At 68.3% G+C, this 25,153-nt stretch carries 20 protein-coding genes and 4 pseudogenes; 13 read left to right on the forward strand and 11 right to left on the reverse strand.

The features are described from left to right. Window positions 1-25 precede the first annotated feature (25 nt). From IE140_RS23490 to IE140_RS23505, 4 genes are all read left to right on the forward strand, one after another. Window positions 26-1,630 carry a glycoside hydrolase family 13 protein gene (locus IE140_RS23490; protein ID WP_109181080.1) on the forward strand — a complete coding sequence of 535 codons (1,605 nt, stop codon included), beginning with the start codon at window positions 26-28 and terminating at the stop codon, window positions 1,628-1,630. A 179-nt stretch (window positions 1,631-1,809) separates the two neighbouring features. Next, window positions 1,810-2,277, forward strand: a complete 468-nt coding sequence (locus IE140_RS23495; RefSeq protein ID WP_150194383.1) for a GNAT family N-acetyltransferase — start codon at window positions 1,810-1,812, stop codon at window positions 2,275-2,277. A gap of 466 nt (window positions 2,278-2,743) precedes the next feature. Then, window positions 2,744-7,015 carry a discoidin domain-containing protein gene (locus IE140_RS23500; RefSeq protein ID WP_150194385.1) on the forward strand — a complete coding sequence of 1,424 codons (4,272 nt, stop codon included), beginning with the start codon at window positions 2,744-2,746 and terminating at the stop codon, window positions 7,013-7,015. A gap of 192 nt (window positions 7,016-7,207) precedes the next feature. Further along, window positions 7,208-8,551 carry an ABC transporter ATP-binding protein gene (locus tag IE140_RS23505; RefSeq protein WP_150194387.1) on the forward strand — a complete coding sequence of 448 codons (1,344 nt, stop codon included), beginning with the start codon at window positions 7,208-7,210 and terminating at the stop codon, window positions 8,549-8,551. 415 nt (window positions 8,552-8,966) lie between these two features. Here IE140_RS23505 and IE140_RS23510 read toward each other — a convergent pair whose 3' ends face one another. Together IE140_RS23510 and IE140_RS23515 are read right to left on the reverse strand one after the other, a co-directional pair. Beyond that, window positions 8,967-9,899 (reverse strand): ATP-dependent DNA ligase, encoded by a 933-nt coding sequence (locus tag IE140_RS23510; protein ID WP_150194390.1) that lies wholly within the window; start codon window positions 9,897-9,899, stop codon window positions 8,967-8,969. Window positions 9,900-9,945: 46 nt separating this feature from the next. Beyond that, window positions 9,946-10,107 (reverse strand): hypothetical protein, encoded by a 162-nt coding sequence (locus tag IE140_RS23515; RefSeq protein WP_373296188.1) that lies wholly within the window; start codon window positions 10,105-10,107, stop codon window positions 9,946-9,948. Window positions 10,108-10,899: 792 nt separating this feature from the next. On the opposite strand from IE140_RS23515, the pseudogene IE140_RS36535 reads away from it, so the two are divergent. The 6 genes and pseudogenes from IE140_RS36535 to IE140_RS23545 all read left to right on the forward strand — a co-directional run. Then, window positions 10,900-11,127, forward strand: a pseudogene (locus IE140_RS36535) (hypothetical protein); the annotation flags it as partial. Between the two features lie 565 nt (window positions 11,128-11,692). Continuing rightward, the gene (locus IE140_RS23525; RefSeq protein ID WP_150198252.1) at window positions 11,693-12,877 is read left to right on the forward strand and encodes a zinc-dependent alcohol dehydrogenase; all 1,185 of its coding nucleotides are present in this window, start codon (window positions 11,693-11,695) and stop codon (window positions 12,875-12,877) included. A 193-nt stretch (window positions 12,878-13,070) separates the two neighbouring features. Continuing rightward, window positions 13,071-13,957: pseudogene (locus IE140_RS23530) on the forward strand (SDR family oxidoreductase). 53 nt (window positions 13,958-14,010) lie between these two features. Next, window positions 14,011-15,486, forward strand: coding sequence for an aminotransferase class I/II-fold pyridoxal phosphate-dependent enzyme (locus tag IE140_RS23535; protein ID WP_150198254.1), 1,476 nt, complete (start codon window positions 14,011-14,013; stop codon window positions 15,484-15,486). Window positions 15,487-15,575: 89 nt separating this feature from the next. Then, window positions 15,576-16,176, forward strand: a pseudogene (locus IE140_RS23540) (flavodoxin family protein). A 162-nt stretch (window positions 16,177-16,338) separates the two neighbouring features. Continuing rightward, entirely contained in the window at window positions 16,339-17,127 is a 789-nt protein-coding gene (locus tag IE140_RS23545; RefSeq protein WP_189460657.1) for a VOC family protein, read from the forward strand. 189 nt (window positions 17,128-17,316) lie between these two features. On the opposite strand, the gene IE140_RS23550 is transcribed toward IE140_RS23545, so the two are convergent. Genes IE140_RS23550 through IE140_RS23585 form a run of 8 tightly spaced genes read right to left on the reverse strand, consistent with a single transcriptional unit; the run spans window position 17,317 to window position 21,774 of the window. Then, window positions 17,317-17,595 (reverse strand): gas vesicle protein K, encoded by a 279-nt coding sequence (locus IE140_RS23550; protein ID WP_150197943.1) that lies wholly within the window; start codon window positions 17,593-17,595, stop codon window positions 17,317-17,319. Further along, on the reverse strand, window positions 17,592-17,819 hold the full coding sequence (locus tag IE140_RS23555; protein ID WP_109176694.1) for a gas vesicle protein: 228 nt from the start codon (window positions 17,817-17,819) through the stop codon (window positions 17,592-17,594). The genes IE140_RS23550 and IE140_RS23555 overlap by 4 nt, the downstream gene beginning before the upstream one ends. Before the next feature lie 2 nt (window positions 17,820-17,821). Next, entirely contained in the window at window positions 17,822-18,664 is an 843-nt protein-coding gene (locus IE140_RS23560) for a GvpL/GvpF family gas vesicle protein (protein WP_150197945.1), read from the reverse strand. Continuing rightward, on the reverse strand, window positions 18,661-19,023 hold the full coding sequence (locus IE140_RS23565; RefSeq protein ID WP_150197947.1) for a gas vesicle protein: 363 nt from the start codon (window positions 19,021-19,023) through the stop codon (window positions 18,661-18,663). Before IE140_RS23565 ends, IE140_RS23560 begins: the two co-directional genes overlap by 4 nt. Beyond that, window positions 19,020-20,072, reverse strand: coding sequence for an SRPBCC family protein (locus tag IE140_RS23570; RefSeq protein WP_150197949.1), 1,053 nt, complete (start codon window positions 20,070-20,072; stop codon window positions 19,020-19,022). The genes IE140_RS23565 and IE140_RS23570 overlap by 4 nt, the downstream gene beginning before the upstream one ends. A gap of 6 nt (window positions 20,073-20,078) precedes the next feature. After that, the gene (locus IE140_RS23575; RefSeq protein WP_150197951.1) at window positions 20,079-20,936 is read right to left on the reverse strand and encodes a histone protein; all 858 of its coding nucleotides are present in this window, start codon (window positions 20,934-20,936) and stop codon (window positions 20,079-20,081) included. A gap of 5 nt (window positions 20,937-20,941) precedes the next feature. Beyond that, window positions 20,942-21,196: a gas vesicle protein GvpG gene (locus IE140_RS23580; RefSeq protein ID WP_150197953.1), complete on the reverse strand. Its 255-nt coding sequence runs from the start codon at window positions 21,194-21,196 to the stop codon at window positions 20,942-20,944. 2 nt (window positions 21,197-21,198) lie between these two features. Then, entirely contained in the window at window positions 21,199-21,774 is a 576-nt protein-coding gene (locus IE140_RS23585) for a GvpL/GvpF family gas vesicle protein (RefSeq protein ID WP_150197955.1), read from the reverse strand. A gap of 172 nt (window positions 21,775-21,946) precedes the next feature. Between IE140_RS23585 and IE140_RS23590 the strand changes: the two genes are divergently transcribed. Next, the gene (locus IE140_RS23590) at window positions 21,947-22,738 is read left to right on the forward strand and encodes a hypothetical protein (protein WP_150197957.1); all 792 of its coding nucleotides are present in this window, start codon (window positions 21,947-21,949) and stop codon (window positions 22,736-22,738) included. Window positions 22,739-23,208: 470 nt separating this feature from the next. Here the strand turns inward: IE140_RS23590 and IE140_RS23595 are convergent, their stop codons facing one another. After that, a complete protein-coding gene (locus tag IE140_RS23595) occupies window positions 23,209-24,198 on the reverse strand; it encodes an SDR family NAD(P)-dependent oxidoreductase (RefSeq protein WP_150197959.1) in 990 nt (329 codons plus the stop codon). A gap of 191 nt (window positions 24,199-24,389) precedes the next feature. On the opposite strand from IE140_RS23595, the gene IE140_RS23600 reads away from it, so the two are divergent. Continuing rightward, a complete protein-coding gene (locus tag IE140_RS23600) occupies window positions 24,390-24,545 on the forward strand; it encodes a DUF6131 family protein (protein WP_088573517.1) in 156 nt (51 codons plus the stop codon). 172 nt (window positions 24,546-24,717) lie between these two features. Beyond that, window positions 24,718-25,034: pseudogene (locus tag IE140_RS36160) on the forward strand (HAD family hydrolase); the annotation flags it as partial. Between the last annotated feature and the right edge of the window lie 119 nt (window positions 25,035-25,153).

Here is a 25,153-nt window from a genome sequence, read left to right on the forward strand (position 1 = left end):
ACCGACCTGCCCGAAAGGACACAACGTGGCAGCTCCCCTTCCGCTCCGCTCCGACGACTGGTGGCGCGACGCCGTCATCTACCAGATATATCCGCGTAGTTTCGCCGACGGCAACGGCGACGGCACCGGGGATCTGTCGGGCGTCAGGGCGAAACTGCCGTATCTCGTCGAACTGGGAGTCGACGCCGTCTGGTTCACCCCGTGGTACGTGTCCCCGCTGGTCGACGGCGGCTACGACGTCGCCGACTACCGCACCATCGACCCCGCCTTCGGGACCCTGGGCGAGGCGGAGAAGCTCATCGCCGAGGCCCGGGAACTCGGTCTGCGCACCATCGTCGACATCGTGCCCAACCACGTGTCCGACCAGCACCACTGGTTTCGGGCCGCGCTCGCGGCCGGCCCGGGAAGCCCCGAGCGAGAACTCTTCCACTTCCGGCCCGGCCGCGGGGCGGACGGTGAGCTGCCGCCCAACGACTGGCCGTCGGAGTTCTCGGGAACCACCTGGACCCGGGTTCCCGACGGCGAGTGGTACCTGCACCTGTTCACCCCCGAGCAGCCCGACCTCAACTGGGCGCACCCCGAAGTCCGCCGTGAGCACGAGGAAATCCTGCGCTTCTGGTTTCAGCGGGGAGTCGCAGGCGTCCGCATCGACTCCGCGGCGCTGCTGGCCAAGGACCCTGACCTGCCCGACTTTGTGAAGGGAGTCGACCCCCACCCGTACATCGACCAGGACGAGCTGCACGGCATCTACCGCTCCTGGCGGAAGATCGCGGACGAGTACGAGGGCGTCTTCGTCGGCGAGGTCTGGCTGCCCGACGCGGAGCGCTTCGCGCGCTACCTCCGCCCCGACGAACTGCACACCGCGTTCAACTTCAACTTCCTGGCCTGCCAGTGGGATGCCGCCTGCCTCCGGCGCGCCATCGACGACACCCTGGCCGAACACGAACCGGTCGGTGCCCCGGCCACCTGGGTCCTGTGCAACCACGACGTCACCCGCACCGTGACCCGCTACGGCCGCGAGGACACCGGTTTCGACTTCGCCACCAAGGCATTCGGCACGCCGACCGACCTCGACCTCGGCACACGCCGGGCCCGCGCGGCCGCCCTGCTCACCCTCGCGCTGCCCGGATCGGTCTACCTCTACCAGGGCGAGGAACTGGGGCTGCCGGAGGCGGACATCCCGCGTGACCGCATCCAGGACCCCATGCACTTCCGCTCCGACGGCGCCGACCCGGGCCGTGACGGATGCCGGGTACCGATGCCCTGGGCGGCCGACGAGCCCCATTACGGCTTCGGCGCGGACAGGGAGCCCTGGCTGCCGCAACCGGGGGACTGGTCCGACTACGCGGCCGACCGTCAGGCCGGAGAGCCTGGCTCCATGCTGGCGCTCTACCGCGAGGCCCTGAGCCTGAGACGTTCCGAGAACGGATTCGGGGACGGGCCCCTGACCTGGAAACCCGGGCCAGGCGGCGTACTGCACTTCTCCCGCCCCGGCGGACTCATCTGCCTGGTCAACCTCTCCGCGAAGGCCGTCGAACTGCCGGCTCACCGTGCTCGTCTGCTGAGCAGCGGCCCGCTCGACGGGGAAGGCCGGCTCCCGCAGGACACGACGGTCTGGCTCCGCGCCTGACCGAACGCCCGCAGTCGCCCGGGCGCACACAGCCATGCCCCGCGACCCGGCGGAACGGGGGACGCAGCCGTAGCCGAGGCAGCAGTTTCGGCTACGTCTGCGGGGCCGGAGTATCGAGAACGGCCGCGGGGGCGATCAGCCATGCAGGCGTACGCCAGGTATGTACTGACAGGGGGGATATGAGCACTCAGGACTCCAAGACCTTCACCGTGCGCGCTGTTCGCGCCCATGAGGCCGCCGCGATCGCCTCGATCGACCCGATCGCTGTGCACGGGAGCCTCTCGCGCCGGGCGGCCGTCGCGCGGTGGTGCCGCGAGGGCCTGGCGCTCGTGGCGGAGGACGCGTCCGGTCTCCTTGGCTACGGCGTGCGGGAGTACACGTTCTTCGACCAGGGGTTCATCACGATGCTCATGGTGGCGCCTCGGGCACGGGGCCGAGGCGTCGGACGGTCTCTGCTGGATGCCATGGCCAACTCGTGCGCCACTCCCAAGCTCTTCACCTCGGTCAACGCCTCCAATCAGCCGATGCGGCGACTGCTCCTGAGCGCCGGTTGGCATGCGGTGGGTCTGCTCCACGGTCTCGACGAAGGTGACCCCGAGGTCTTCTACCTCCGCCCGGCCCTTGATGGCTCGGCCCCACTCCTCTGAGGAGGCCCACGGGCCGCTCCGGGATCCCGGGAGCAGTGCGGGCAGCGTGAGCGGTTCTGAAGCGACTCTCATCTGCAACGGACAGTCCATTAATGGGAATATTCATCTGCATGCTTGCAAACTTCGTACCCCTACCTGGCCCTTCTCCTGCACGACGAGGAGAAGGGCTCTCTGTCTTCCAGGGTCGCCCTTCTCTCCCCAGGTTGGATGGGCCCCTCGGTGCATGGGAGCTTTCTCGAAATGCTGCCGTCGCACCCATGGACGGGAAGCGAGCGCTCTGCAATATTACGAGCGTTCCGCGCAAGAAGCTGAGCATGGCGTCGATGGTGCGGGCCGTGCGCGTCCCCAGGGACGCGGCACGACGCAGCCGCTGCTTCCGCCGCAGTGAAGAGCCATCGTTCGCCCCGGACCGAGCCGCTCTCGTGTGCCGCACCGGCACGCGAGCCTTCGCAGGGAGGAACCCCGCATGCCCCCATCCCCAGCGAGCCGCTGGAAGTGGCGCACCGCCGCCGCAGCGCTCGCGTCCACCGTCATGGTCCTAGGGCTGCCCACGCTCGGAGCCAAGGCAGCCGGCGGCCCGAACGCCGCCGCCGACGCTCCGGCCAAGGCCGGCAGTGTCAAGGGCCGCCACGTGGCCGCCAACATCAGCGACGGTGACGCCGACACCTACTGGCAGGCCGGCAAGAAGTCGGCCCAGTGGGTACAGACCGACCTCGGACAGGCCAAGCGCGTCCGGGAAGTCGTGCTGCGTCTGCCCGCCCACTGGGAGACCCGCAAACAGACGTTCGCGCTCCAGGGCAGCGCCGACGGCAAGAGCTTCGCCACGCTCAAGCCGTCCGCGCAGTACGTCTTCAGTCCCGGGAACGGCAACACGGTGAAGGTCGCTGTCCCCGCGACGCTCGCCCGCTACGTCCGCGCCGACTTCAGCGCCAACAGTGCGGCGGGTACCGCGCAGTTGGCCGAGCTGCAGGTGCTCACCACCACGGCCGCCACCCCCAACCTCGCGCAGGGGAAGACCTTCAGCGCCAGCGGACACGCCGACGTGTACGGCGCCGGCAACGTCGGTGACGGCAACCGCAACACCTATTGGGAGAGCAGGAACAACGCCCTTCCCCAGTGGGTTCAGGTCGACCTGGGCTCCTCGGTCAAGGTCAACCAGGTGACGCTGCGCCTTCCGGGCGGGTGGCCCGAGCGGAGCCAGACCCTGAAGATCCAGGGATCGACCGACAACCAGAACTTCACCGACCTCACACAGTCCAAGGCGTACGCGTTCAACAACGGCAACGACCAAGCGGCGAGCATCAGCTTCGACGCCACCACGACTCGGTACGTGCGTGTGCTGATCACCGCCAACACCGGCTGGCCGGCCGGCCAGTTGTCCGAGCTGGAGGTCTACGGTCCCGCCGCCGGCGACACCGAGCCGCCCACCGCGCCCTCGGGCCTGGCCTTCACCGAGCCGGGCGACGGGCAGATCAAACTGTCCTGGAAGGCGGCGACCGACGACACGGGCGTCACCGGCTACGACGTCTACGCCAACGGTCAGCTGCGCGCGAGCCTCCCCTCGAGCGCCCTGACGTACACCGACACCCAGCCCGGCGACGCGAACGTGACGTATTTCGTCCGCGCCAAGGACGCGGCGGGTAACACCTCCTCCAACAGCAACAGCGTCACCCGGAAGGGCGCGGGCGGTGACACCCAGGCGCCCACTGCCCCGAGGAATCTCTCATTCCGGCAGTCCGGCGGAGAGGTCGAGCTCACCTGGCAGGCCTCCGACGACAACGTCGGCGTCACCGCCTACGACATCTACGCCAACGACGAGCGCGTCGACTCCGTCGCGGGCGACGTCACCTCGTTCGCCCACCGCCCGACCGCCTCGTCCACCGTCACTTATCACGTACGGGCGAAGGACGCGGCCGGGAACGAGTCTGCGCCGAGTAACAGCGTCACGCGACGCGGTTCCGGCGGCGGCGCGGACCTCGCCCAGGGCAAGCCCATCGAGGCCTCGTCGAGCCACGACACCTATGTGGCGAAGAACGCCAACGACGGTCTCACCAGCACCTACTGGGAGGGCGGGGGCGGCTCCTACCCGACGACGCTCACGACGAAGCTGGGCTCCGAGGCCGACCTCAGCCAGGTGGTCGTCAAGCTCAACCCCGACGCCGCCTGGTCGTCCCGCACCCAGAACATCCAGGTGCTCGGCCGCGGCCAGGGCGCGACGGCATTCACGAACCTCGTGTCGGCGAAGGACTACGCGTTCTCGCCCGCCGACGGCAACACGGTGACCATCCCCGTCTCCGGGTCCGCCGCCGACCTGCAGCTCAAGTTCACCAAGAACACCGGTGCCCCCGGGGCCCAGGTGGCCGAGGTCCAGGTGATCGGCACACCGGCCGCCAACCCGGATCTCCAGGTCACGGGCATCACCCACGCGCCCGCCGCCCCGGTCGAGTCCGACCCGATCACGCTCACGGCCGCGGTCGCCAACAGCGGCAGCAAGGAAGCGGCGGCGACCACCCTGGACTTCACGCTGGGCGGTGAGAAGGTCGGTTCGGCGGACGTGCCCGCGCTCGCGGCCGGCGCGTCCAAGAACGTCACGGCGCGTATCGATGCCCAGGCGGAGGGAAGTTATCAGGTCGGAGTCGAGGTCGACCCCGCGAACAAGGTCGTCGAACAGAACGAGGGGAACAACGCCTTCACCCGGCCCGCGGCCCTCGTCGTCAAGCCGGTGGACAGCTCCGACCTTCTCGCGGCACCGGTCTCCTGGGCCCCCTCCAGCCCGGCTGCCGGGGAAGAGGTCAAGTTCTCCGTCGCGATCAAGAACCAGGGGACGACCGACTCGGCGTCCGGAAACCATGACGTCAGCCTGGTGATCCAGGACGACAAGGGCGAGACCGTCAAAACCCTCAACGCCTCCCACAACGGTGTCATCACCGCCGGACGGACGACCGCCCCGGTCGCCCTGGGGGCGTGGACGGCGGGCAACGGCAAGTACACCGTCAAGACCGTCATCGCCGACGACGCCAACGAGCTGCCCGTCAAGCGGGCCAACAACACCACCTCGCAGTCGCTTTTCGTCGGCCGGGGGGCGAGCATGCCCTACGACATGTACGAGGCGGAGGACGGCGTGCTCGGTGGTGGTGCCAAGACCGTCGGCCCGAACCGGACCATCGGTGACATCGCCGGTGAGGCAAGCGGCCGCAAGGCGGTGACGCTCACCGGGACCGGTCAGTACGTCGAGTGGACCACCCGCGCCGCGACCAACACCCTGGTGACCCGGTTCTCCATGCCGGACGGCCCCGACTCCACGCTGAACGTGTACGTGGACGGCGAGTTCCTCAAGACGATCGACCTCACCCCGAAGTACGCCTGGCTGTACGGCAACGAGGCGGCTCCGAGCAACTCTCCGGGTGCAGGTGCCCCGCGCCACATCTACGACGAGGCCAACCTGCAGCTCGGGAAGACGGTCCCGGCGGGCTCCAAGATCCGTCTCCAGAAGGACGCGGGCAACAGCGCGAACTACGCCATCGACTTCATCAACACCGAACTGGCCACCGCCGCGGCCAACCCCGACCCGGCTGCGTACACGGTCCCGGCCGGCTTCTCGCACCAGGACGTGCAGAACGCCCTCGACAAGGTGCGCATGGACAGCACCGGCAAGCTGGTCGGGGTGTTCCTGCCCGCCGGCGACTACGAGACGTCCAGCAAGTTCCAGGTCTACGGCAAGGCCGTGCAGGTGGTCGGGGCCGGGCCCTGGTTCACCCGGTTCCACGCCCCCTCGTCGCAGGAGAACACGGACATCGGCTTCCGGGCCGACAACACCGCCAAGGGATCCTCGTTCTCCGGGTTCGCCTACTTCGGCAACTACGTCTCCAGGATCGACGGCCCCGGCAAGGTCTTCGACTTCGCCAACGTCTCCGACATCACCATCGACAACATCTGGAACGAGCACATGGTGTGCCTCTACTGGGGCGCCAACACCGACAACGTCACCATCAAGAACTCCCGGATCCGCAACATGTTCGCCGACGGTCTGAACATGACCAACGGTTCGACGGACAACCACGTGGTCAACAACGACGCCCGCGCCACGGGCGACGACAGCTTCGCGCTGTTCTCGGCGATCGACGCCGGGGGAGCGGACATGAAGAACAACGTCTACGAGAACCTGACCTCGACCCTCACGTGGCGGGCCGCGGGCCTGGCGGTGTACGGCGGCTACAACAACACCTTCCGCAACATCCGTATCGCCGACACGCTCGTCTACTCCGGGATCACCATCTCCTCGCTGGACTTCGGCTACCCGATGAACGGCTTCGGGACCGAACCCACGACCATCGAGAACGTCTCCCTGGAACGCACCGGTGGCCACTTCTGGAACGGGCAGGTCTTCCCGGCCATCTGGGCCTTCTCCGCCTCCAAGGTGTTCCAGGGCATCCGGGTCAACGACGTCGACATCGAGGACTCCACCTACGGTGGCGTGATGTTCCAGACCAACTACGTGGGAGGCCAGCCGCAGTTCCCGGTCAAGGACACCGTCTTCTCCGACATCTCCATCACCAACTCAAAGAAGAGCGGAGACGAGTTCGACGCCAAGTCCGGCTTCGGCATCTGGGCGAACGAGATGCCCGAGCCCGGTCAGGGTCCGGCCGTCGGTGAGGTCACCTTCCGCGATCTGCGGATGAGCGGCAACGCGGAGGACGTCCGCAACAGGACCAGCACATTCAAGATCAACATCGAGTAGTTCCCACCGGGACGGAGTGAACACCGAGGGGCCCGCCGCCCGGGCGGGCCCCTCGGTAGAAGGGACCGCCGCGCCGCTGCGTGCCCGCCGTCTCACCCGTGGCGAACCGCCGGCCGGTCTGCTGTGCATGAGGCCGGCGACGGGGCTCGCCCGACGTCACCAAACGTCCTCCTCTTCGCCCGGACGGTCCACATGAGTCGAGCCATCGAGCTCCGCAAGGTCAACAAAGTCTTCGGCAGCTCCCACGCCGTCCGAAACCTTTCCCTCACCGTCGCCCGAGGCGAGTTTCTTGTCCTGCTCGGACCGTCGGGGTGCGGCAAGTCCACAGTCCTGCGGCTGATCGCCGGGCTGGAGGACATTACCGACGGCGAACTCTTCCTGGGGAGTGACTTCGCAAACCACACGCTGCCCAGCGAGCGCGACATGGCCATGGTCTTCCAGAACTTCGCGCTGTACCCGTCCATGACGGCCCGTGAGAATATCGGCTTCCCCCTCCGCTTGCAGGACTCGCAGGTCGACCCCGATCCGGCCGTGACCGCGACCGCACGCATGCTTGCCATCGAGGACCTGCTCGACCGGCGACCCGGTCAGCTCTCGGGAGGGGAGCGCCAGCGTGTGGCCATGGGCCGTGCCATTTCCCGCCGACCTTCCATCTTCCTCATGGACGAGCCGCTGTCGAGCTTGGACGCCAAGCTGCGTGGCCAGTTGCGCGCCGAGATCGCACGCCTCACACAGGATCTGGGGGTAACCACCGTCTATGTCACGCACGACCAGGCGGAAGCGATGTCCCTGGGTGACCGCGTGGCGGTGATGCGCGACGGAGCGCTACAACAGGTGAGCCCGCCCCGCGACCTGTACGCGAGACCGGCCAACGTCTTCGTCGCGGCGTTCGTCGGCACCCCGCGGATCAATCTGCTCGACGGCGTCGTCCTCGCACCCCTGGACGGTCCCATGACGCTCGAACTCGGACGGCAGCGCTTGGTGCTCCCCGAACCGCTGAGCGTCGACCATCAGCTCCTGCGCATTCAGCAAGGACGTCGGGTCATCGTGGGTCTGCGCTCCGAGGCCGTCCGCATGGCGCCTCGCAGTCAGGCGCGGCCGTTCGAGGCGGCACTGACGGGCATCGTGGAGCACATCGAGTACCAGGGTCACGAAGCGTTCGTGCACCTGAACACCGGTTCCCGTCCGGCGTTCGTGCCGGAACTGGAAGCCTCCCGCTTCGTCCCGGACGGGCGATCGCCCAGGAGGCCCAGGAAACAGGGAGGGACCCGGATGGCCGACTGGCTGACGGCCCTGCTCCACGGAGGGGCGGCGGTGTCGCGTGGAGCGAGGGCTGGTTCCGGCAGCCCGACCATCTTGCACGAGCGGCGCACGACGGTAGCCAGCGACCTCGTGCTCCGTATCGGACCGCGGGAACGCGCGCAGGTCGGAGCACAGGTGCCGCTTCTGGTCGATCTGAGGCAGCTGTACGTCTTCGATCACGCCGGCAGCCGCATCTGTCCTGCGCCCGACGCCCCGCCCGGCTTGGACCCGTAGGCCGGGGGACGTGTTTGCGGATGTAGCCCTCCTCGGTGAGCCCTGCGCACTGCATGGTGCGGGCGGAGGCGGTGTTGTGGGGGAGTAGGCTCCCCAGACCCGGTGCAGGTCCAGGTCCTCGAAGGCACAGGCCAGCGGCAGCCGTACGGTCTCGTGCCGTATCCGTCGCCCCAGGTCTCTGGGTTGAGGGCGAAGCCGAAGGTTGCGGCATGGGGTTGCTGGGTGGGGGGCAAAGAAGAGGCGCCCGAACCCGATCACCCGCCCGCGTCGCCGGTGTCGTCGAGGGCCAGGGGCGTACTCCTGGCGGGGGTCTGCGGCCGCCGAGGAGCGTGCCTGCCGAATAGAGCGCTCAGGCACAACAGAGGTGCGGTGGATGGCCTGCGCGCGGGACACGCTGGAGCGCCGGGCACGCGTCTCAGGTCGGGTCGTCGGATGCGAGGTCGGGGCGTAGCCGGTGCCAGGAGGGGTGGCGCAGGCGTCCGGCGCGGGTGCGGGAGGTGTAGCGGACCTCGCCGACGAGCTTGGGGAGGACCCACCGGGCCCCGGTCACGGGCGGGACTTGAGCGAAGGGGCAGGCGTCGGTGGCCGCGGCCTGGAGGAGGGCGGCGAGGCGGGTGCGTTCGGTCTGGCTCCAGCCGGTGCCGACGCTGCCCGCGTAGTCCAGCAGCCCGTCGTGCCGCTCGCCGACCAGGACGGCACCGGGCAGCCCGGTCAGCCGTCCGCGGCCGGGGACCCACCCGCCGATCACGACGTCGGCGAGACGGTGGACCTTGATCTTCACCCAGTTCTTCGATCGTGCCCCGGGTTCGTACCGCGAGGTGAGCCGTTCCGCGATCGGCCCCTCCAGCCCGGCCCCCCGGGCCATCTCCCACGCCTCAGCCCCGTGCCCGGTGATCGCCGCAGGTGTCGACCAGGAGGGCCCGGCGAGCCCGAGACCTTCCAGCAGTTCCCGCCGTTCCGCGTACGGCAGTCCGGTCAGCAGCCGACCGTCGAGGTGCACGACGTCGAAGAGCAACAGGCGCGCGGGCACCCGGCCGGCCATCCGTGCGGCCTTCGCGGGAGAGCCGACGAGGCCCATCCTCTGCTGGAGGCGCTCGAAGTCGCTGCGGCCCTGATCGTCAAGCGCGACGATCTCCCCGTCCAGCACCCCGCTCCGCGCGCCGAGGGCTCCGGCGAGGGGGAGGAGCTCGGGGTAGGCGGCGGTGATGTCCGTACCCGATCGTGCGCGCAGGAGGACCGTGCCGTCGCCCGGCAGATAGACCATGGCCCGCTGGCCGTCCTGCTTCACCTCGAACGCCCACCGGTCCTCCACCCCCGCCGACGGCAGCGGGCCGGGTGTTGCGAGCATGGGCTCGATCCTCGGCAGCACGGCACCAGCAGCTGCAGGAGGAGGGTCAGGAGTCACTGCGCTTCTTCGCGGCCGTCTTCTTCGCCGGTGTCTTCCTGGCGGTCTTCTTCGACGGCCGCATTTCGTGCACGGTGGTGTCCTCGCCATCGTCGCCGCGGGACTCCTCCGCGGCCTTGACGGGGGCGTTCAGGGCGGCCATCAGGTCCACGACCTCACCCTCTCCTTCCCCTCGTCCTTGGCCGGGGCGGGTAGGGGCTTGCCCTCCGCCTTCGCGACGATGATGTCCTCCAGGGCCGAGGTATTTCTTCCACCTCCAGGGCCCTGCGCCGCTGTGCGGTTGTAGGTGCTCAGCCTCTGGCCAGATCTCAGACCAACTGGCCGTCGTGTGACCAGTTGGCCACGTACCTGAGAGGCGTACTTCAGGAGCGTTACTCGGTCGAGTGCCGCCAGCTCTGAGAGCTTCCACGTACCCCTCACCGTAGAACGCCTGGCCTGTAGGCGCGCGTCTTGGCTGTAAGGGGGCGTATGGACCTGTCCGATGCAGCTGTGGCCATCCGCCTTCTGGATGGCGCTGTTCTCGAAGATGAGCCTTGGTCTGCCGCGTCCGTCTCGCGCCTGCAGGCAGCCGTCCCGGCGCGGGGGTATGCGCACTGGGGCATGGCGCATGCCCCTCGCCGACAAGGTGGCGTTCGACGGTCTCGGAGGGGGCGGCTATGCGCGGTCGGTGCGCTGGTGGGTGGCGGGGAGGAGCCTGAGGAGCGTGGAGTCGGCGAAGGTGATGCCGTTGGCGTCGAGGATCACGCCGGTGTGATCTACCAGGGCGGTGTCGATCTGTGCTGGGAGGGGTGGGAGGGAGTCCAGATCGGATTCCTCGAACGCAGAGCAGGTCGGCGGGGCCGGCGGCGCTACCGCGTGACGGCGTAACCACGGGTCTCGTCCCGGCGGAAGTGGAAACGGGTGAGTCGGCGCCGCTCGGGCAGCTGACATTCCAACCGTGACGGGGGTCGAGGTCGGCAAGTTCGTGCTGTCGGCCAGCAACTTCGAGTCGTTCCCCTCCGTCCCCTGGACGATCACCGAGCGGCCGCCGACTCCCGCGGGCGGCGGCGGTGTCCCGGACGTGGAGCCCGTCAGCTCCGAGCGACTCGAACGCCAGGACTACCGTGCGCGGCTGGCTGCTGGGGCGGCGGGCGCCGCGGGGCTGATCGTGATGCGCCGGTCCGCACGTCGCCTCGTGGTGAGGCGTAGCTCTCGCTGCCGAGGGAGACGACGAGGGCCGACGCGCGCATGCCGTCTCACGATGACGCTGAGCGTGACGTTCCCTCTGGTGGCCGGCATCGTCTGGGTGTCCTCGGACTCGTCGCACGAACCGGATCAGCACGTGCCGGACAGGTCGGCAGCGAGAGGGCAGATGATCCACAGAGAGCTGTGCCGGGGTCCAGGACCATGCCTGTCTTCACCGACACGGGTGATGCCGTAGCGGGCCAGGGTGCGGGCGGTCTGAGGGTCGAGGCCGGGCAGGGTGAGACCAGCCTGGGGCACAGGACGGCAGCGGTCTTGTGCGGGCTTGTCGCGGCCCGCGGTGGCGGCGCGCGGCTGGGCGAGGCCCCACCCGTAGCTGCGAAGGAACGGATGGGCCTTCCGCAGGCTGAGCGGGTGACGCCAGGGCGGAAGCTCCACAGAGGAGTAGATGCCGGTTCAACGGCTCGCCGCGATCTTTCTGCGTGTTTCATCAGGTGTCTCATGGGAACCCGGCGCACTCGTCCACGAGTACCAGCGAGGGAAGGGAGCGGGCCGTGCGCGCATTGACCTATCAGGGAAAGCGGGACGTCCGCGTGGAGACTGTCCCGGATCCGCAGATCCAGGATCCGACGGACATCATCGTCAGGATCACGTCCACGGGGATTTGCGGCTCCGATCTTCACCTGTGCGAGGTGCTCGGGCCCTACCTCGATCCGGGCGACATTCTGGGCCACGAACCGATGGGGGTAGTGGAGGAGGTCGGCCGCGAGGTGACCGCCTTCGCCGCGGGGGACCGGGTCGTGATCCCCTTCAACGTGTCCTGCGGCCACTGCCACATGTGCGGGCGGGGCCTGCACTCGCAGTGCGAGACGACCCAGGTGCGCGAGCGCGGCATGGGAGCGTCCCTGTTCGGGTTCACCAAGCTTTACGGGCAGGTGCCCGGCGGACAGGCGGAGTATCTGCGGGTCCCCTTCGGCAACGACCTGCCCATCAAGGTCCCGCACGGCCCCCCGGACGACCGGTTCGTCTTCCTCTCCGACGTCCTGCCCACCGCCTGGCAGGCCGTGGAGTACGCGGACATCCCGCCCGGCGGCAGCGTCACTGTGCTCGGCCTCGGGCCGATCGGCGCCATGGCCGCGAGGATCGCGCTCCACCGGGGCGCCGGCCTCGTCATCGGCGTGGACTTGGTCCCCGAACGTCTCGAACGGGCGAGCCGGCACGGGGCCACCTGCCTCGACCTGCGCCGCTACGGCAAGAACCTCGGGGACGCCGTCCGCGACCTCACGGACGGACGCGGCACCGACGCGGTGATCGACGCCGTGGGCATGGAGGCCCATGGCTCGCCCGTGGCGAAGGCGGCGCACACAGCGGTCGGGCTGCTGCCCGACGCACTCGCCCAGCGCCTGATGGAGACAGCGGGCATCGACCGCCTCGCCGCACTGCACACGGCGATCGACCTGGTGCGCAGAGGCGGAACGATCTCCCTCTCCGGCGTTTACGGCGGCTCCGCCGACCCGATGCCGATGCTCACTCTGTTCGACAAGCAGATCCAGCTCCGTATGGGCCAGGCCAACGTCAAACGCTGGGTCGACGGCATCCTGCCCCTGCTCACCGACGACGACCCGCTCGGCGTGGACTCCTTCGCCACCCACCACCTGCCGCTCGAAGAGGGACCCCAGGCCTACGAAACGTTCCGGGAGAAGGCCGATGGCATGATCAAAACCTTGCTCGTCCCCTGAGCCCATGAGTCCCGCTGCGCGGTGTTGGCACCGCCCGGGGCGATAACACCGCACTGTTGGAAAGGCCGAAGGCTCGGCTGAGCGGCCCCAGTCAGCCAGTCGCGCTGTCCGCAGAGAACCTGTTCACCGGTGCGGCACGGGCTGCGGCGGTGTCCGGAGCACCAGACTTCCGCCACGACCAGAAGGAAGAGCCATGCCAGGCAGTGAACAGCCGCAAGACCCCCATACGCTCCATCCCCGCCCCGACTTTCTTCAGCAGGACCAGGCGCACCCGGGCTGGACCGGCCCCATGGACCCCCCGCCGGATCATGGCGAGGACTCCTACCGCGGCTCCGGCCTGCTCGACGGCCGGAAAGCCGTGATCACCGGGGGTGATTCCGGCATCGGCCGTGCGGTGGCGCTGGCCTTCGCGCGTGAGGGCGCAGACGTCCTGCTGACCCACCTGCCCGAGGAGGAACAGGAGGCGCACGAGACCGTCCGCCTGGTCGAACAGGCCGGACGCGAGGCGGTCCCCGTGCTCTGCGATATCCGGGACGAGAAGCAGTGCCGCTCACTCGTCGAACGCGCCGTGTCCCAGTTCGGCCGCATCGACGTGCTGGTCAACAACGCGGCCTACCAGATGTCGCAGCCCGACGGCATCTCCGCGATCTCCACCGAGCAGTTCGACCGCGTGGTGCGCACCAACCTCTACGGCATGTTCTGGCTCTGCAAGAGCGCTCTGCCGCACATTCCGGCGGGCGGCTCGATCATCAACACCACATCGGTTCAGGCCTACAAGCCGAGCCCGCACCTGCTCGACTACGCCATGACCAAGGGAGCGATCGGCACCTTCACCCAGGGCCTGGCCCAGATGCTGGCCTCCGACGGCATCCGCGTCAACGCCGTCGCCCCTGGCCCTGTCTGGCCCCCCTCATCCCGGCGACCCTCCCTGACACCGCCGAGTTCGGGAAGCAGAGCCCGCTCGGCCGGCCCGCCCAGCCCGCGGAGATGGCACCCGCCTATGTGTTCCTCGCCTCCGCGAACGCCTCGTTCATCACCGGCGAGATCATGAACGCCACCGGCGGTACACCGCTTCCTTAGTACCGGGAAAACGCCTGGTCAGACCGAGAGTCGTGCGGAAAGGTGTACCAAAAATGACCATGGATCATCATGAGGCGCCCGTTCTCGAGGCCCTTGCTGCCTACCGGGACCGGGACGAGCTGGGCTTTTCACCGCCCGGCCACAAGCAGGCACGAGGTGCCTCTCCAGCGGTGCGTGCCGTGCTGGGCGACGCAGTGTTCTTCGGGGACCTCCTCGCCACGGGAGGGCTGGACGACCGTCAGGAGAAGTCCTCCGTTCTGCGGCGAGCTGAACAGCTGATGGCGGACGCCGTCCATGCGGAGCACACCTTCTTCTCCACATGCGGCAGCTCTCTGTCGGTCAAGGCGGCGATGCTCAGCGTCGCCGCACCCCATCAGAAGCTGCTGGTCGGCAGGGATGCCCACAAGTCGGTCATCGCCGGCCTCATTCTGTCCGGGATCGAGCCTGTCTGGCTGGATCCCCAGTGGGACGCGGAGCGGCACCTCGCCCACCCGCCCGCGTCCGAGACCCTGGAAAGGGCCTTCGCGGACCATCCCGATGCGACGGGTGCCCTCGTTACCAGCCCCACCCCCTACGGCACGGCGGCGGACCTGCGCGCGATGGCCGACGTCTGCCACCGGCGCGGCAAACCGCTCATCGTGGACGAGGCGTGGGGAGCCCACCTGCCCTTCCATCCCGACCTGCCGTCCTGGGCCATGGACGCGGGCGCCGATGTCTGCGTGACCAGCATCCACAAGATGGGCAGCGGCCTGGAGCAAGGCTCCGTCTTCCACCTCCAGGGCGACCTGATCGACCCCGACACCCTCGCCTCACGGGCCGACCTCCTTGGCACCACCAGCCCGTCCGTGCTGCTCTACGCAGGAATCGACGGCTGGCGCCGGCAGATGGCCCTCGAAGGACACGGCTTGCTTTCCCAAGCCCTGGACCTCGTGGCGACGGTGCGTCGCCGCATCGAAGAGATCGAGGGGATGCACGTCAACGGGCCGGACGACTTCTGCGGGACCGGTGGCGCAGCGGAGTTCGACCCCTTGCCCGTGATCATCGACATCTCCGCCCTTGACACCACCGGCTACCGCGCTGCCGACTGGCTGCGCCGGCACCACCACATCGACATGCATCTCGTGGACCACCGGCGGATCAGCGCCCAGTTCACCCACGCCGACGACTCCGATACCGCTGAGCGCCTGATCGCAGCCCTGCTCGACCTGGCCCGTAACGCGCATACGCTCCGTCCCGCCCCCGCCGTGCACGTGCCCGCACCGGCCGAACTCCGCCCCGATCAGACGTGTCTGCCGCGCGATGCCTTCTTCGCCGAGACGGAGGATGTTCCCGCTGCGCAGGCCGTGGGCCGCGTCGCCGCCGAGATGCTGACGCCCTACCCTCCCGGCATTCCGGCCGTGCTGCCCGGCGAGCGGATCACCGAGCCCCTCCTGCGCTACCTGCGTTCCGGCGTGGCGGCCGGCATGAACGTTCCCGACCCGGCCGATCCCACCCTGCACACCATCCGGGTCCGTGCCGAAGAGGACTGACCACCTCACACCGGCAGCTCCGGGCCAGGACGCCGTACCCGACAAGGTCCGTCCAGGACCCTCGCCCCAACGAAATGGAGACCCCAGCCATGCGTGCCCTCGCTCTCGTCTGCACTCTGAACTCCTCGCCCGCCCCCTCCAGCAGCCAGCACCTCGCCGAGCAGGTCATGGCCCAATTCGCCCGCCATGACGTACAGGGAGAGATCGTCCGGGTCGCCGACCACGCCGTACACCCGGGGGATCGGGACGGACATGGGCGACGGCGACGCCTGGCCCGCCATCCGGGAGAAGGTTCTGGCCGCCGACATCCTGCTCATCGCCACGCCGATCTGGCTCGGCCACCCCTCCAGCGTCTGCCAGCGGGTCCTGGAGCGCCTCAACGCCGAATCGTCGGAGACCGACGACCAAGGACGCCCGCACACCTACGGCAAGGTCGCCGTCGTGGCCGTCGTCGGCAACGAGGACGGCGCGGACAAGGTGAGCGCCGACATCTTCCAGGGACTGAACGACGTCGGTTTCTCGCTCGCGCCCGGAGCGGTCACGTACTGGGTCGGCGAAGCCATGCAGGGCACCGACTACCAGGATCTGGACGAGACCCCAGAGGCTGTCGCGACAACCACCGAGGCCCTCGCGGCCAACGCCACCCACTTGGCCCGTCTGCTCACCGGCGGCCCCTACCCGGCTTCCTGACGACGCTGCCCTCGGCCACGGATCCGGGGGATCCGCTCCGGTTTGAGCTGCTACGTCCGACGGTTCGGGAGGCTCGTTCTGGAATCATTGACAGGGGAGTCCAGTCGGCCGTGGGTAGGTGTGGGGTCTTGGGCACGGTGCAGGTCTTGGAGGAGCGAGCGGATGTCCGGGTCGGATGAGCGGCGGTATATGTCGGCGCAGGGCGCTCCCTGCTGGGTCAACCTGATGGTCGCTGACCTGGCGGTGGCCCGCGCGTTCTACGGCGAGGTCCTCGGCTGGAAGTTCCGCTCGAGTTCCCTGGACGATCAGTTCCTGGTTGCGACGGCCGGCGGCCATCCGGTGGCGGGGATCGGGGCCCGGAGGCCCGGCCTCGCACCGGCTTCCGTGTGGACACCGTACTTCGCGGTGCGGGACGCCGACGTGACGGCGGCGAGGATTCGTGAGCGCGGTGCCACGGTCGCGGTGGGGCCGATGGCGATGGGCGATGGGCGGGTGGGTCTGGCGGCGGACCGGGACGGGGCAACGTTCGGTTTCTGGGAGGGCTACACGCCGGCTTGGTCGCCGGGGGAGGGGCAGGCGCCCGCCCGGATCGACCTGCAGACCCGTGACGTGTTCGACGCGGCGGTGTTCTACGGGGAGGTGTTCGGCTGGGCGGAGGGTGAGGACGTCGACGTCGCGTACCGGAAGGACCATGTTCTGGTGCAGCTCGGGGGCCGGGTGATTCTCTCTCTGCGGGGCGGCGGTGTGCAGACCTCTCCGCTGGCTCATCTGCGTCCGCGCTGGCTGGTGAACTTCGCTGTTGATGATGTCGAGCGGGCTGTAGCCGCCGCCACGAGCGCCGGAGGCGTCAGGCCTGAGCCTTCGCCGGCCACTTGGGCGCCTTCGGGGTTCTCGCGGACCCTGCAGGATCCGGACGGTGGCCTGTTCACGCTCTCCCAACGCGATGTATGAGGCCGCCCCCCCAGCGGTCCACGTCCGTCGGTCGCATTGCCCACACCCGAGAGTTCGGTGTCGGCCATGTCTGCCTCACAGAGAGCCATTGCCACGGGCCCAGGCCCGCTCGACCCCCGCTTTCACTCTGCGCCCCTTCGGAGGCGTACGCCATTCGGGTGGTGCTGCGCGACGGGCAGGACGTCGCCTTCAGTCGCGGGGCAGCAGGGTCCCGAGCGGACCGAGATCGAGATTGAGATCCTCCGGACGCACACCGTGCTGCTCGCAGAGTTCCTTCATCCGCTGGTCGAGCAGCATGAGTGTGGTGCCGATCTCCTCGACCTGTTCTTCGTTGAGGTCGCCCTGCTCGACCCGGCGGATGGCCTGCCTCTCCATGAGCTGCCGAAGCAGTTCGACCACGGTCAGGACCAAGGCCACCAGGTCCCGTCCCATCTGCTCCGAGGACAGGTCTACACGCGGTCCGGTCACAGTGGCCCTCCGTCGCTCCACGGGCAGGGCACACGTTCGTTGACCGACGACAGCAGCGCGTGCAACGACACTCTGACCAGGGGGACATCCGCGATGGCGATCACCAGGTCTCCACTGACCACGACGCCGGTGGCCAGTACACGGTCCAGCAGGTCGACGAGCGGCACGCCGAGTGGACCGCTCAAGGGTTCCGGGCCGTCCCACGGCACCACGTCGTGTGCCACGGTCACGCCTCTCCCACGAAGGAATACGGTACCCAGGGGCCCGACAGCTCGATGCGTGCTCCCGTTCGCTCTTCCAGCGTCTCCACCAGAAGTCTGACCTGATCCGCCCTGCCATCGGCGACGAGGTAGGTGGCGTTGAGCACGTGCACCCGCTGATCGCCCGACAGCGCCGCACCGTGGGTTCGCAACCGTCGTGACGCCGCAGCCAGACCGCGCAGTTCGGCGTCCACAGAGTCCGCGACCGCCAAGGCCTGTTCCCGGCGTTTCTCCCGTTGTACCTGGACGCCCCGCTTCCTGTTCAGATACGCGAGTCCCGCTCCGGGGGCGGGAGCGCCGCGTCCGCCGTCCGGCTGCAGCACACTTTCGCCGTGTGCCTGGCTCGGCTCCGGCGTCGAGGGCTCATAGACCTTCACTCCCCATTCGGCGTGGTGCGCGATGCGTTTCAGCGCTGCATGAAACCGGTCCGACTCATGGTCCAGGACTTGCCTGGCCCGGGTGTCGTCGTGGTACAGCGTGGCGAGGGGCAGCGGCACCACGGCCGTGTGTGCGGCAACTGCCGACACCACGCTGTGGTGAGCTCGTGCGTATCGCTCGATCTCATCGCGGTCGGCGAGCCGGCGTTGCCAGACCGTGTCGGTGAAGTCGGAGCCGGGGACGGTCTGCACCACGGCGGTCAGCAGGTCCGACGACAGGAGCCGGACCGCTTCGCCGCCGGGCATGCCGGTCACCCCGGTGACATTCCATGCGCTCGTGGCACGTGTGCTACGGCAGACGGCGAACACGTAGGTGACGCCTTCGTCCGGGCGCGCTGACGCGGCTCGTGAGTCCGAGTGCTGCGTCGTCACCGGTTCTCCTCCCTGTCCCGGTCGTTCTCCCTTTCGAAGGGGCTGTGGGAGGGCGGCTCGAGTTCCGCGAGACGTTCTCTCAGTTCACGGTTCTCGTCCTCCAAAGCGTTGCGTGACGCCTTGGAACTCAACGCAGGGTCGGTCTCCCACCAGTCGATTCCCGCCTTCTTCGCGGTGTCGACGGAGGCGACGAACAGGCGGAGACGGATGGTGAGCAACTCGATGTCGAGGAGGTCGATCTTGATGTCGCCGGCGATGACGATGCCCTTGTCCAGGACACGTTCGAGGATGTCCGCAAGGTTGGTGGTTTGAGGCCCTGGAATCGGCTCACCGGTCTGCCGGAAGTCGAGATCGGTCACCGTGACGCCTCCGCACGACGCCTACGGCTCCGCCGCTTCGGAGCGGGAGGCTCCTCTTCTTCGTCTTCCGCGTCCTCGTCGGCATCCTCGTACGTGTCGTCCGTGCCGTCTTCGTCTTCCTCGTCTTCGCCGTCCTCTCCCGCGTACTCCTCGTCCTCCTCCTCGTCGTCCGGGTCTTCGCCGTCGTACTCCTGATCCTCGTTTTCCTGCTCCTCCGCCTCCTCCTGCTCGACGGCGTCCTCGTGGGAGAGGACGACCTCACCGTCGCGGATCTCACCGCGCCAGCCTTCCGGTTCCTCTTCGGTGAGGGTCACGTAACGCTGGAAGTTCTTGAAGTCGAGACGCATCCGACGCCCCTGGGCACGCCAGAGGTTTCCCGTTTTCTCGAAGAATCCGGAGGGGTAGTACTCCACGACCAGAATGATCCGGGTGAGCGTCGGCCCGAGCTCGTGAAAGCTGACCGCGCCGCTGGTTGTGCCCTTGGCGCCCTCGGACGACCAGACGATCCTGTCGTCCGGGATCTGTTCCAGAACCGTGGCTTTGAAGCTGCGGGACGAGGGGCCGACCTTTACCTTCCAGTCGCTCTCCGTGTCGTCGCTCTTCGAGACGTCGCGGACGCCCTTCGCGAAGCTGCTGAATTCTTCGTACTGAGTCCACGCGTCGTAGGCCGTGCGCAGGGGCACGCCCACATCGAGAACCTCGATGATGTTCATGACTTTGCTGCCGCTGGACTTGCGCTTGCTTCTGCCTCCGCCGCCGAGTGCGTCCTTGGCCTTGTCCATGACTGCGTCCTTCGCGCCCTTGGCCTTCTCCGAGACGAAGGCCTTCACCGGGGATTCGCCCTTCAGCACCCGCGATCCGATGGCGGGCAACGAGCCCCCGTTCTCCGCGACATCAGTCAACTGCCCAGTCAGATCGGTGAGCTTCTCACCAGCCTTCTCCGCGATCTTCTGCACCTGGGTGCTGGCGTACTTCGAGAATTCATCCTTCAGGCGGTCGACGCCCGATTCCTGCGTTTCGTCGGTCTCGGCCCGATCGGTCTTCGCCATGGCCCACTACCTCCCGCTGCCGGAGCGCTTGGACGCTGTACGTTTCGCCGACGCAGATTTCCCGGCCGCGGACTTCTTGGCGGTCCTCGCCGTCGCCTTCTTGGTCGCTGTCTTCTTCGCGGGGGCGGACTTCTTGGTCGCTGTCTTCTTCGCGGGGGCGGACTTCTTGGTCGCCGTCTTCTTTGCTGGAGCTGCCTTCTTCTCCGACACCCTCTTGGCAGAGGGTGTCTTCTTCGCAGAGGACGCCTTCTTGGTGGGGGCGGTCTTCTTGGCCGAAGGCGCGGGCTTTTGCGCGGAACGGGGCTTTCGGTGCGGAGCCTTCTTGGCGGTGCCGGCGGACGAGCTCTTGCGCCTGGTCGGAGGAGTCGGCACTTCCTCCTCCTCGGGTTCCTCGTCTTCCTCTTCGTATGCGACGTCGGGCTCTCCTTCCTCGTCTTCGTAGTCGTCCTCGGGAGCGCCCTCATCCTCGTCGTCGTACGCCTCGCCCACGCCGTCCTGCTCCTCGCCCTCTTCCTCTTCGTACTCTCCCTGCAGTTCGTCCTCGTCGGCGGGCTCGACGAGACGCAGGGTGCGGTCGCTGATGGCGTCCGCCAGCGTGCTCATGCCTCGGTTCGCGGCGACGGTCACAGCCTGACGTCCGGCCTCCAGCACTTCACCCCTGAGCTGCTCCTGCAACTCCGCGAACTGGGGTACCTCTCCCAGCCTGCGCACTCCCTCAGCCGCAAGCTGCCGCGGTTCGAGCCCGAAGCGTCGTCCCGCCAGATAGGTCGCGACGCTCAGGGCAAGCCGCCCCTTCTTTGTACGGCCCAGCACATATCCGCCCACTACGGCGGCTGCCAGCGCCACCTTGGCCTGGTCATCCATGACGGTCACCTTCCGTTGTTGGCGCGGGAGCGCTTCTGAGCCGCGTGAAGCCGGTCGAGCAGCCGTTCCTCCTCGGCCTCGAACGTTTCGAGATCGATGAGTTCCTCGTCGAGTTCGCGGTTGAGCTCGGAGAGTTGCGCACGAATCACGCCCGGGTCGTACAGCTCGCGTTCAGCTGTTTCCTGGAGTCGCTCCGCCACCCACACCACGCCGCGTGCCGGAGCCAGCGGCAGAAGCAGCAGTCCGGAGATCAGTCCCATCGTCAGCCTCCGGCCCCCGACTCGCCGACGAAGCTGTAGCAGGGCAGCGGGCCTGCAAATCGGATGTCGACATGGTTCCGACGTTCTTCCGCGAGGCGCTCGGCCGCCGCTCGGAACCGCTCGCTGTGGTCCCGGGGGACGAGGAAGGATGTGTTGAGCGTGCATCCCTGGACGTCGGGGCCCTTGGCGGCTTCACGGGCCAGTGGGGCGAGTTCGCGCATCACTTCACGGCCGGCTTCCGCGGCGCGCTGCGCCAGGGCGGTGGCAATCGCTTCGCCCAGCCGTACGCTGGCCTCGTATCCGGGGCGTCTGCGCGCTTCTTCACGCAACCGCCGGACGGCGGCTTCCTCTTCCAGCACTTGGGCGAGGGAATCAGGCGCGGGCAGAGCCTTGACGTTGACCTCGACGTGGCCGTCGAGTCTCCTCAAGGTCGCCAGGTGGTGGGCCTCCGCAGCGGTCAGCTGGGCGAGCAGTGCGTCCTCGTCCGGCGCAACGACGCCAAAGCGCATCGGCAGGACGGGACCTCGTTCCGCCAGGCCCATCAGGAGATTCTGGTGCGCCAGCAGATCATCCGGCATGCCGCTCCCCCTCGCACACTTCTCCCGGCCCTCGTTCCCATTGGGCGGACACCGAGAGCCGGGAACCCGTGATGACGTGCGATCGGTTGGCCCACACCGGTGTGAACAGGCGCTTTCCGGGCAACGGCGATCAAGGCGGAGATGCCGCAACAGCCATAACAGGAGAGTGACTGTGACGTTCACCGAGGACCGTGCAACCCAGGTGCGGAGCGATCTCGAAGCCGCCATCGGCGGCTACATGGTCGTCGTGGCCGGGGCCCTGCTCGATGAGGACGTTCCGGTGGCCTCCATCTCGGCGTACGGCGACTTCGACGACCCCAGCCAGGACGCCTTCGACGGCGACGTCGAAGGGAGCGTCGAGTTCACGCACGCCTTCACAAGATCGTTCCTGGGGGACGGGGGAGACGCGGGACTTCTCTGGTGCGGTGTCTCCGGGTGGTCCTTCTTTCACATACCGGAGAGCTCGGGCAGGTCCCTGCTCGACTCCGCTCGCTGGATGGGGGGCGGTCTCACACCGGAACCCGGGCGTGTCGCCGCTTTCCTCTCCGAGGTGCGGCTGGACGCCCGGAACGCCGGGAGCGGTGAGCGCCCCTTTTACCGAGCTCCCCACAGTGAGCCGGAGGTACTGCTCGGGCGGCTCCGCGTTCTCGATACGGCGGGTGAGTGCGTGGAGCCGTGGTCCGGAGACAGCCGGTTCACCTGCCTGCGGAGCTCCGCCTGCCAGCGGCGTGCGATGGAGGACCTCACCACCGCGGGCCAAGAGATCGTTGATGTGGTGCTCCACACCGGAGAGCTGAAGGCACTCACCGGGCTCCTGGAATACATCGAGGGGGACACCCCGCATGACGAGCTGCGCGAGCTGGCCCGACGCTTGGCCCGCGATCTGACCCTGCGTGCACGTGATGGCGTGCAGAGCGTCGACGACCACCGCGAAGCGTTCACCTATGCGGACGGGCGGCGATAGCGTTCGGCGATGGTTGCTCCATTGCGGTGGCCGGGGGTCGAAGACGCGCATCCTCGGCATGGCATGGCGGCGGAGCAGGGGGTAGCGCTGACGCGAGCGGCGTCCGGGGTATCGGCATGGCGAGCGCCTTCGTCGCCAGGCTGCGCGCACGCGCCTGGCCTCGACAACCGGTTGTTCTGACGATGAGATGGACCCACGCACGAGGCGAGGACGGGCCCCCGGGTGACGTCGCCTGGGCCGGGCAAAGAGGATCTTGTCGGCCTACTACAGTGCGGGCTGCACTTGGTGCCATCTCCGCAGAGCTGGGGGCCTCGCGCTGGGGCGGGCCGGCGACATGTCCGCGGATGTCCCGTCTGCTGGGAACCGGAAACCGCCGAACGGGGGCAGCGAGGAGGAGCCCTCCCACGTCCCGTTCCCCTCGACGAAGGACAACCTGTCGAGGCCGGAGCTGTCGTGGCAGAACAGGCGGCTCATGAACTGGTACGTGGACCTGCCTCGCGCTGATTGGCACCAGGCACCGCGCGGTCGTTGCGTGCGCTGCCCCAAGCCCGGACGAACTTCGCGATCGGGTTGCGCGGCTCATTGGCCTCGGCACCCTGGCGCAAGGGGCCCCGGCCCGGGGCGGACGGCAGCAACCGGGCGGCTACGCCGCTCAGCCGGGTCGTCAGGCCGGGTGCCACGCCATGAACGACCTGGGCCGCCTTCGCGGGGGCAGTGAGCACCAGCCGGGTACGCCGCTGGATGACTGCGTCCACGATTCTGCGAGCCGCCCGCTCGGCATCCATCGACAGGAGCGGAGCGCCCGCCGCTGCGCTGAACCAGCCGAACTCGGCATCGACGTCGCCGCCGAACTCAGCCTGCCGATGTGACCCTGTCCGCATCAGACCCGGATGAACAACGGTGACGCTGACGCCGGAGGCCGCCGTCTCGGCATGTAGTCCCTCGGCCAGTGCCCCGACCGCGGCCTTGGCACACGAGTAGGGCAACAAGTGAGGCACGCCGAGCAGACCACCCACGGACCCGATGAGTCCGAGGCGGCCCCGGGTCTCCATCAGGTACGGCAGAGACTCCAGGGAAGTGTGCAGAGCGCCGTAGAACATGGTGTCCATGGCGTCACCAAATTCCGCGGCCCCTACCGCCTCGACCGGCGCGATCTGAATGACCCCGGCGTTGGCGATCACTAGGTCGAGCCCGTCGCGCTCGTGGATCTCACGCAGCAGGGCACTCACAGCAGTGCGGTCGCGCACGTCACACACGGCCGTATGCACGGTCGCGCCGGTGTCCTCGCGCAACTGCGCCGCCGCCCGCTCCAATTCTTCGGCATCGCGGGCGGCGATGGTCACCATGCACCCGCGTTCCACCAGCTGCCGGGCCATGAACAGCCCCAGGCCCCGTGAGCCGCCGGTGACCAGGGCTCCCGGCCCTTTGGTCCGATATGGGAGGCCAGTGCTCTTGGTCATCTGATCGCCTTTCTGCGTGTGGCCGCCCAGGAGGACAGCGCCGTGGACCGGAGGTTCCCCTCGTGCCCGAGACCTGCCGCCCCTAACACCCCCACATGCGAGCCAGAAGCCCTGGTTGATCAGGTCCCACCTGGGTTGTGGGCTGCTCACCCGGGCGCGAGACTGAAACTCAGTGCAGGATCGGAGGCATCATGATCATTCTCGGTCTCATTCTTCTGGTCATTGGCCTGATCGCGGGGATCGGCGCTCTGTGGACCATCGGAATCATCCTCGTGGCCATCGGCGGCGTTCTCTGGATTCTCGGAGCCCTGGGACACGCGGTAGGAGGACGACGGCACTACTGGTAGGACATCCCCGCAGCCCGCGGTGGGCGGGCTCAGGCAGCTGGCGGTTCCAGCCGGCTTTGTCCTGTTGCACCAGCGCCTGGGTCGTCATCCGACCGTACGACAGGACTCCAGCCGGCGTCAGACGCAGGTCAGGAAGCGAAGCGTGAACGGCGAGTCCGTCACTGGGCGGGCACGGGCGAGTCGGCACACCGTGCCGATGCCGGACATCCACCGAGCCATCGGCCTTGGCTCCGGTGATCTGATCGAACGACTCCTGGGGCCTGACCGGGACCGCGGACAGGATGAGGCCATCAGCTCAGCGCACACGGTCCTCTACGCGACACACTGCGAACGCCTTCCGGCCTTCCAGGGTGCGGCCGCCCTTGTTGCGCACTCTGGAAGGACGCGGTTGGCGGGTCGTCCTTGCCACGTCGGCAAGCGGACCGGAGCTCGCCGGCGCTGCGGCAGGCAGTCGGTGCGGACGAGGACATCTGTGCCACGGCTAGGAGCTGTCCGGGCGATCACTTCTGGCCGTTGTGTTCGGGCTCCTGTCCCAGGTCCTCGGTATGTTCGCCGGCATGGGAGCGAGTAGCTGGTTGCACTTCACGCCTGTCCTGCAGAGCGAGCAG

It is taken from the genome of Streptomyces parvus (assembly GCF_014648875.1).
In the GTDB taxonomy this organism is placed as follows: Bacteria; Actinomycetota; Actinomycetes; order Streptomycetales; family Streptomycetaceae; genus Streptomyces; species Streptomyces parvus.

Excerpts from the sequence above, each read along its gene's own strand:
- IE140_RS23495 (WP_150194383.1), top strand. The coding sequence starts at position 1,810 with ATGAGCACTCAGGACTCCAAGACCTTCACCGTGCGCGCTGTTCGCGCC.
- IE140_RS23500 (WP_150194385.1), top strand. The coding sequence starts at position 2,744 with ATGCCCCCATCCCCAGCGAGCCGCTGGAAGTGGCGCACCGCCGCCGCA.
- IE140_RS23575 (WP_150197951.1), bottom strand. The coding sequence starts at position 20,936 with ATGGATGACCAGGCCAAGGTGGCGCTGGCAGCCGCCGTAGTGGGCGGA.
- IE140_RS23535 (WP_150198254.1), top strand. The coding sequence starts at position 14,011 with ATGACCATGGATCATCATGAGGCGCCCGTTCTCGAGGCCCTTGCTGCC.
- IE140_RS23580 (WP_150197953.1), bottom strand. The coding sequence starts at position 21,196 with ATGGGACTGATCTCCGGACTGCTGCTTCTGCCGCTGGCTCCGGCACGC.
- IE140_RS23505 (WP_150194387.1), top strand. The coding sequence starts at position 7,208 with ATGAGTCGAGCCATCGAGCTCCGCAAGGTCAACAAAGTCTTCGGCAGC.
- IE140_RS23545 (WP_189460657.1), top strand. The coding sequence starts at position 16,339 with ATGTCCGGGTCGGATGAGCGGCGGTATATGTCGGCGCAGGGCGCTCCC.
- IE140_RS23585 (WP_150197955.1), bottom strand. The coding sequence starts at position 21,774 with ATGCCGGATGATCTGCTGGCGCACCAGAATCTCCTGATGGGCCTGGCG.
- IE140_RS23570 (WP_150197949.1), bottom strand. The coding sequence starts at position 20,072 with ATGGCGAAGACCGATCGGGCCGAGACCGACGAAACGCAGGAATCGGGC.
- IE140_RS23600 (WP_088573517.1), top strand. The coding sequence starts at position 24,390 with ATGATCATTCTCGGTCTCATTCTTCTGGTCATTGGCCTGATCGCGGGG.
- IE140_RS23510 (WP_150194390.1), bottom strand. The coding sequence starts at position 9,899 with ATGCTCGCAACACCCGGCCCGCTGCCGTCGGCGGGGGTGGAGGACCGG.
- IE140_RS23595 (WP_150197959.1), bottom strand. The coding sequence starts at position 24,198 with ATGACCAAGAGCACTGGCCTCCCATATCGGACCAAAGGGCCGGGAGCC.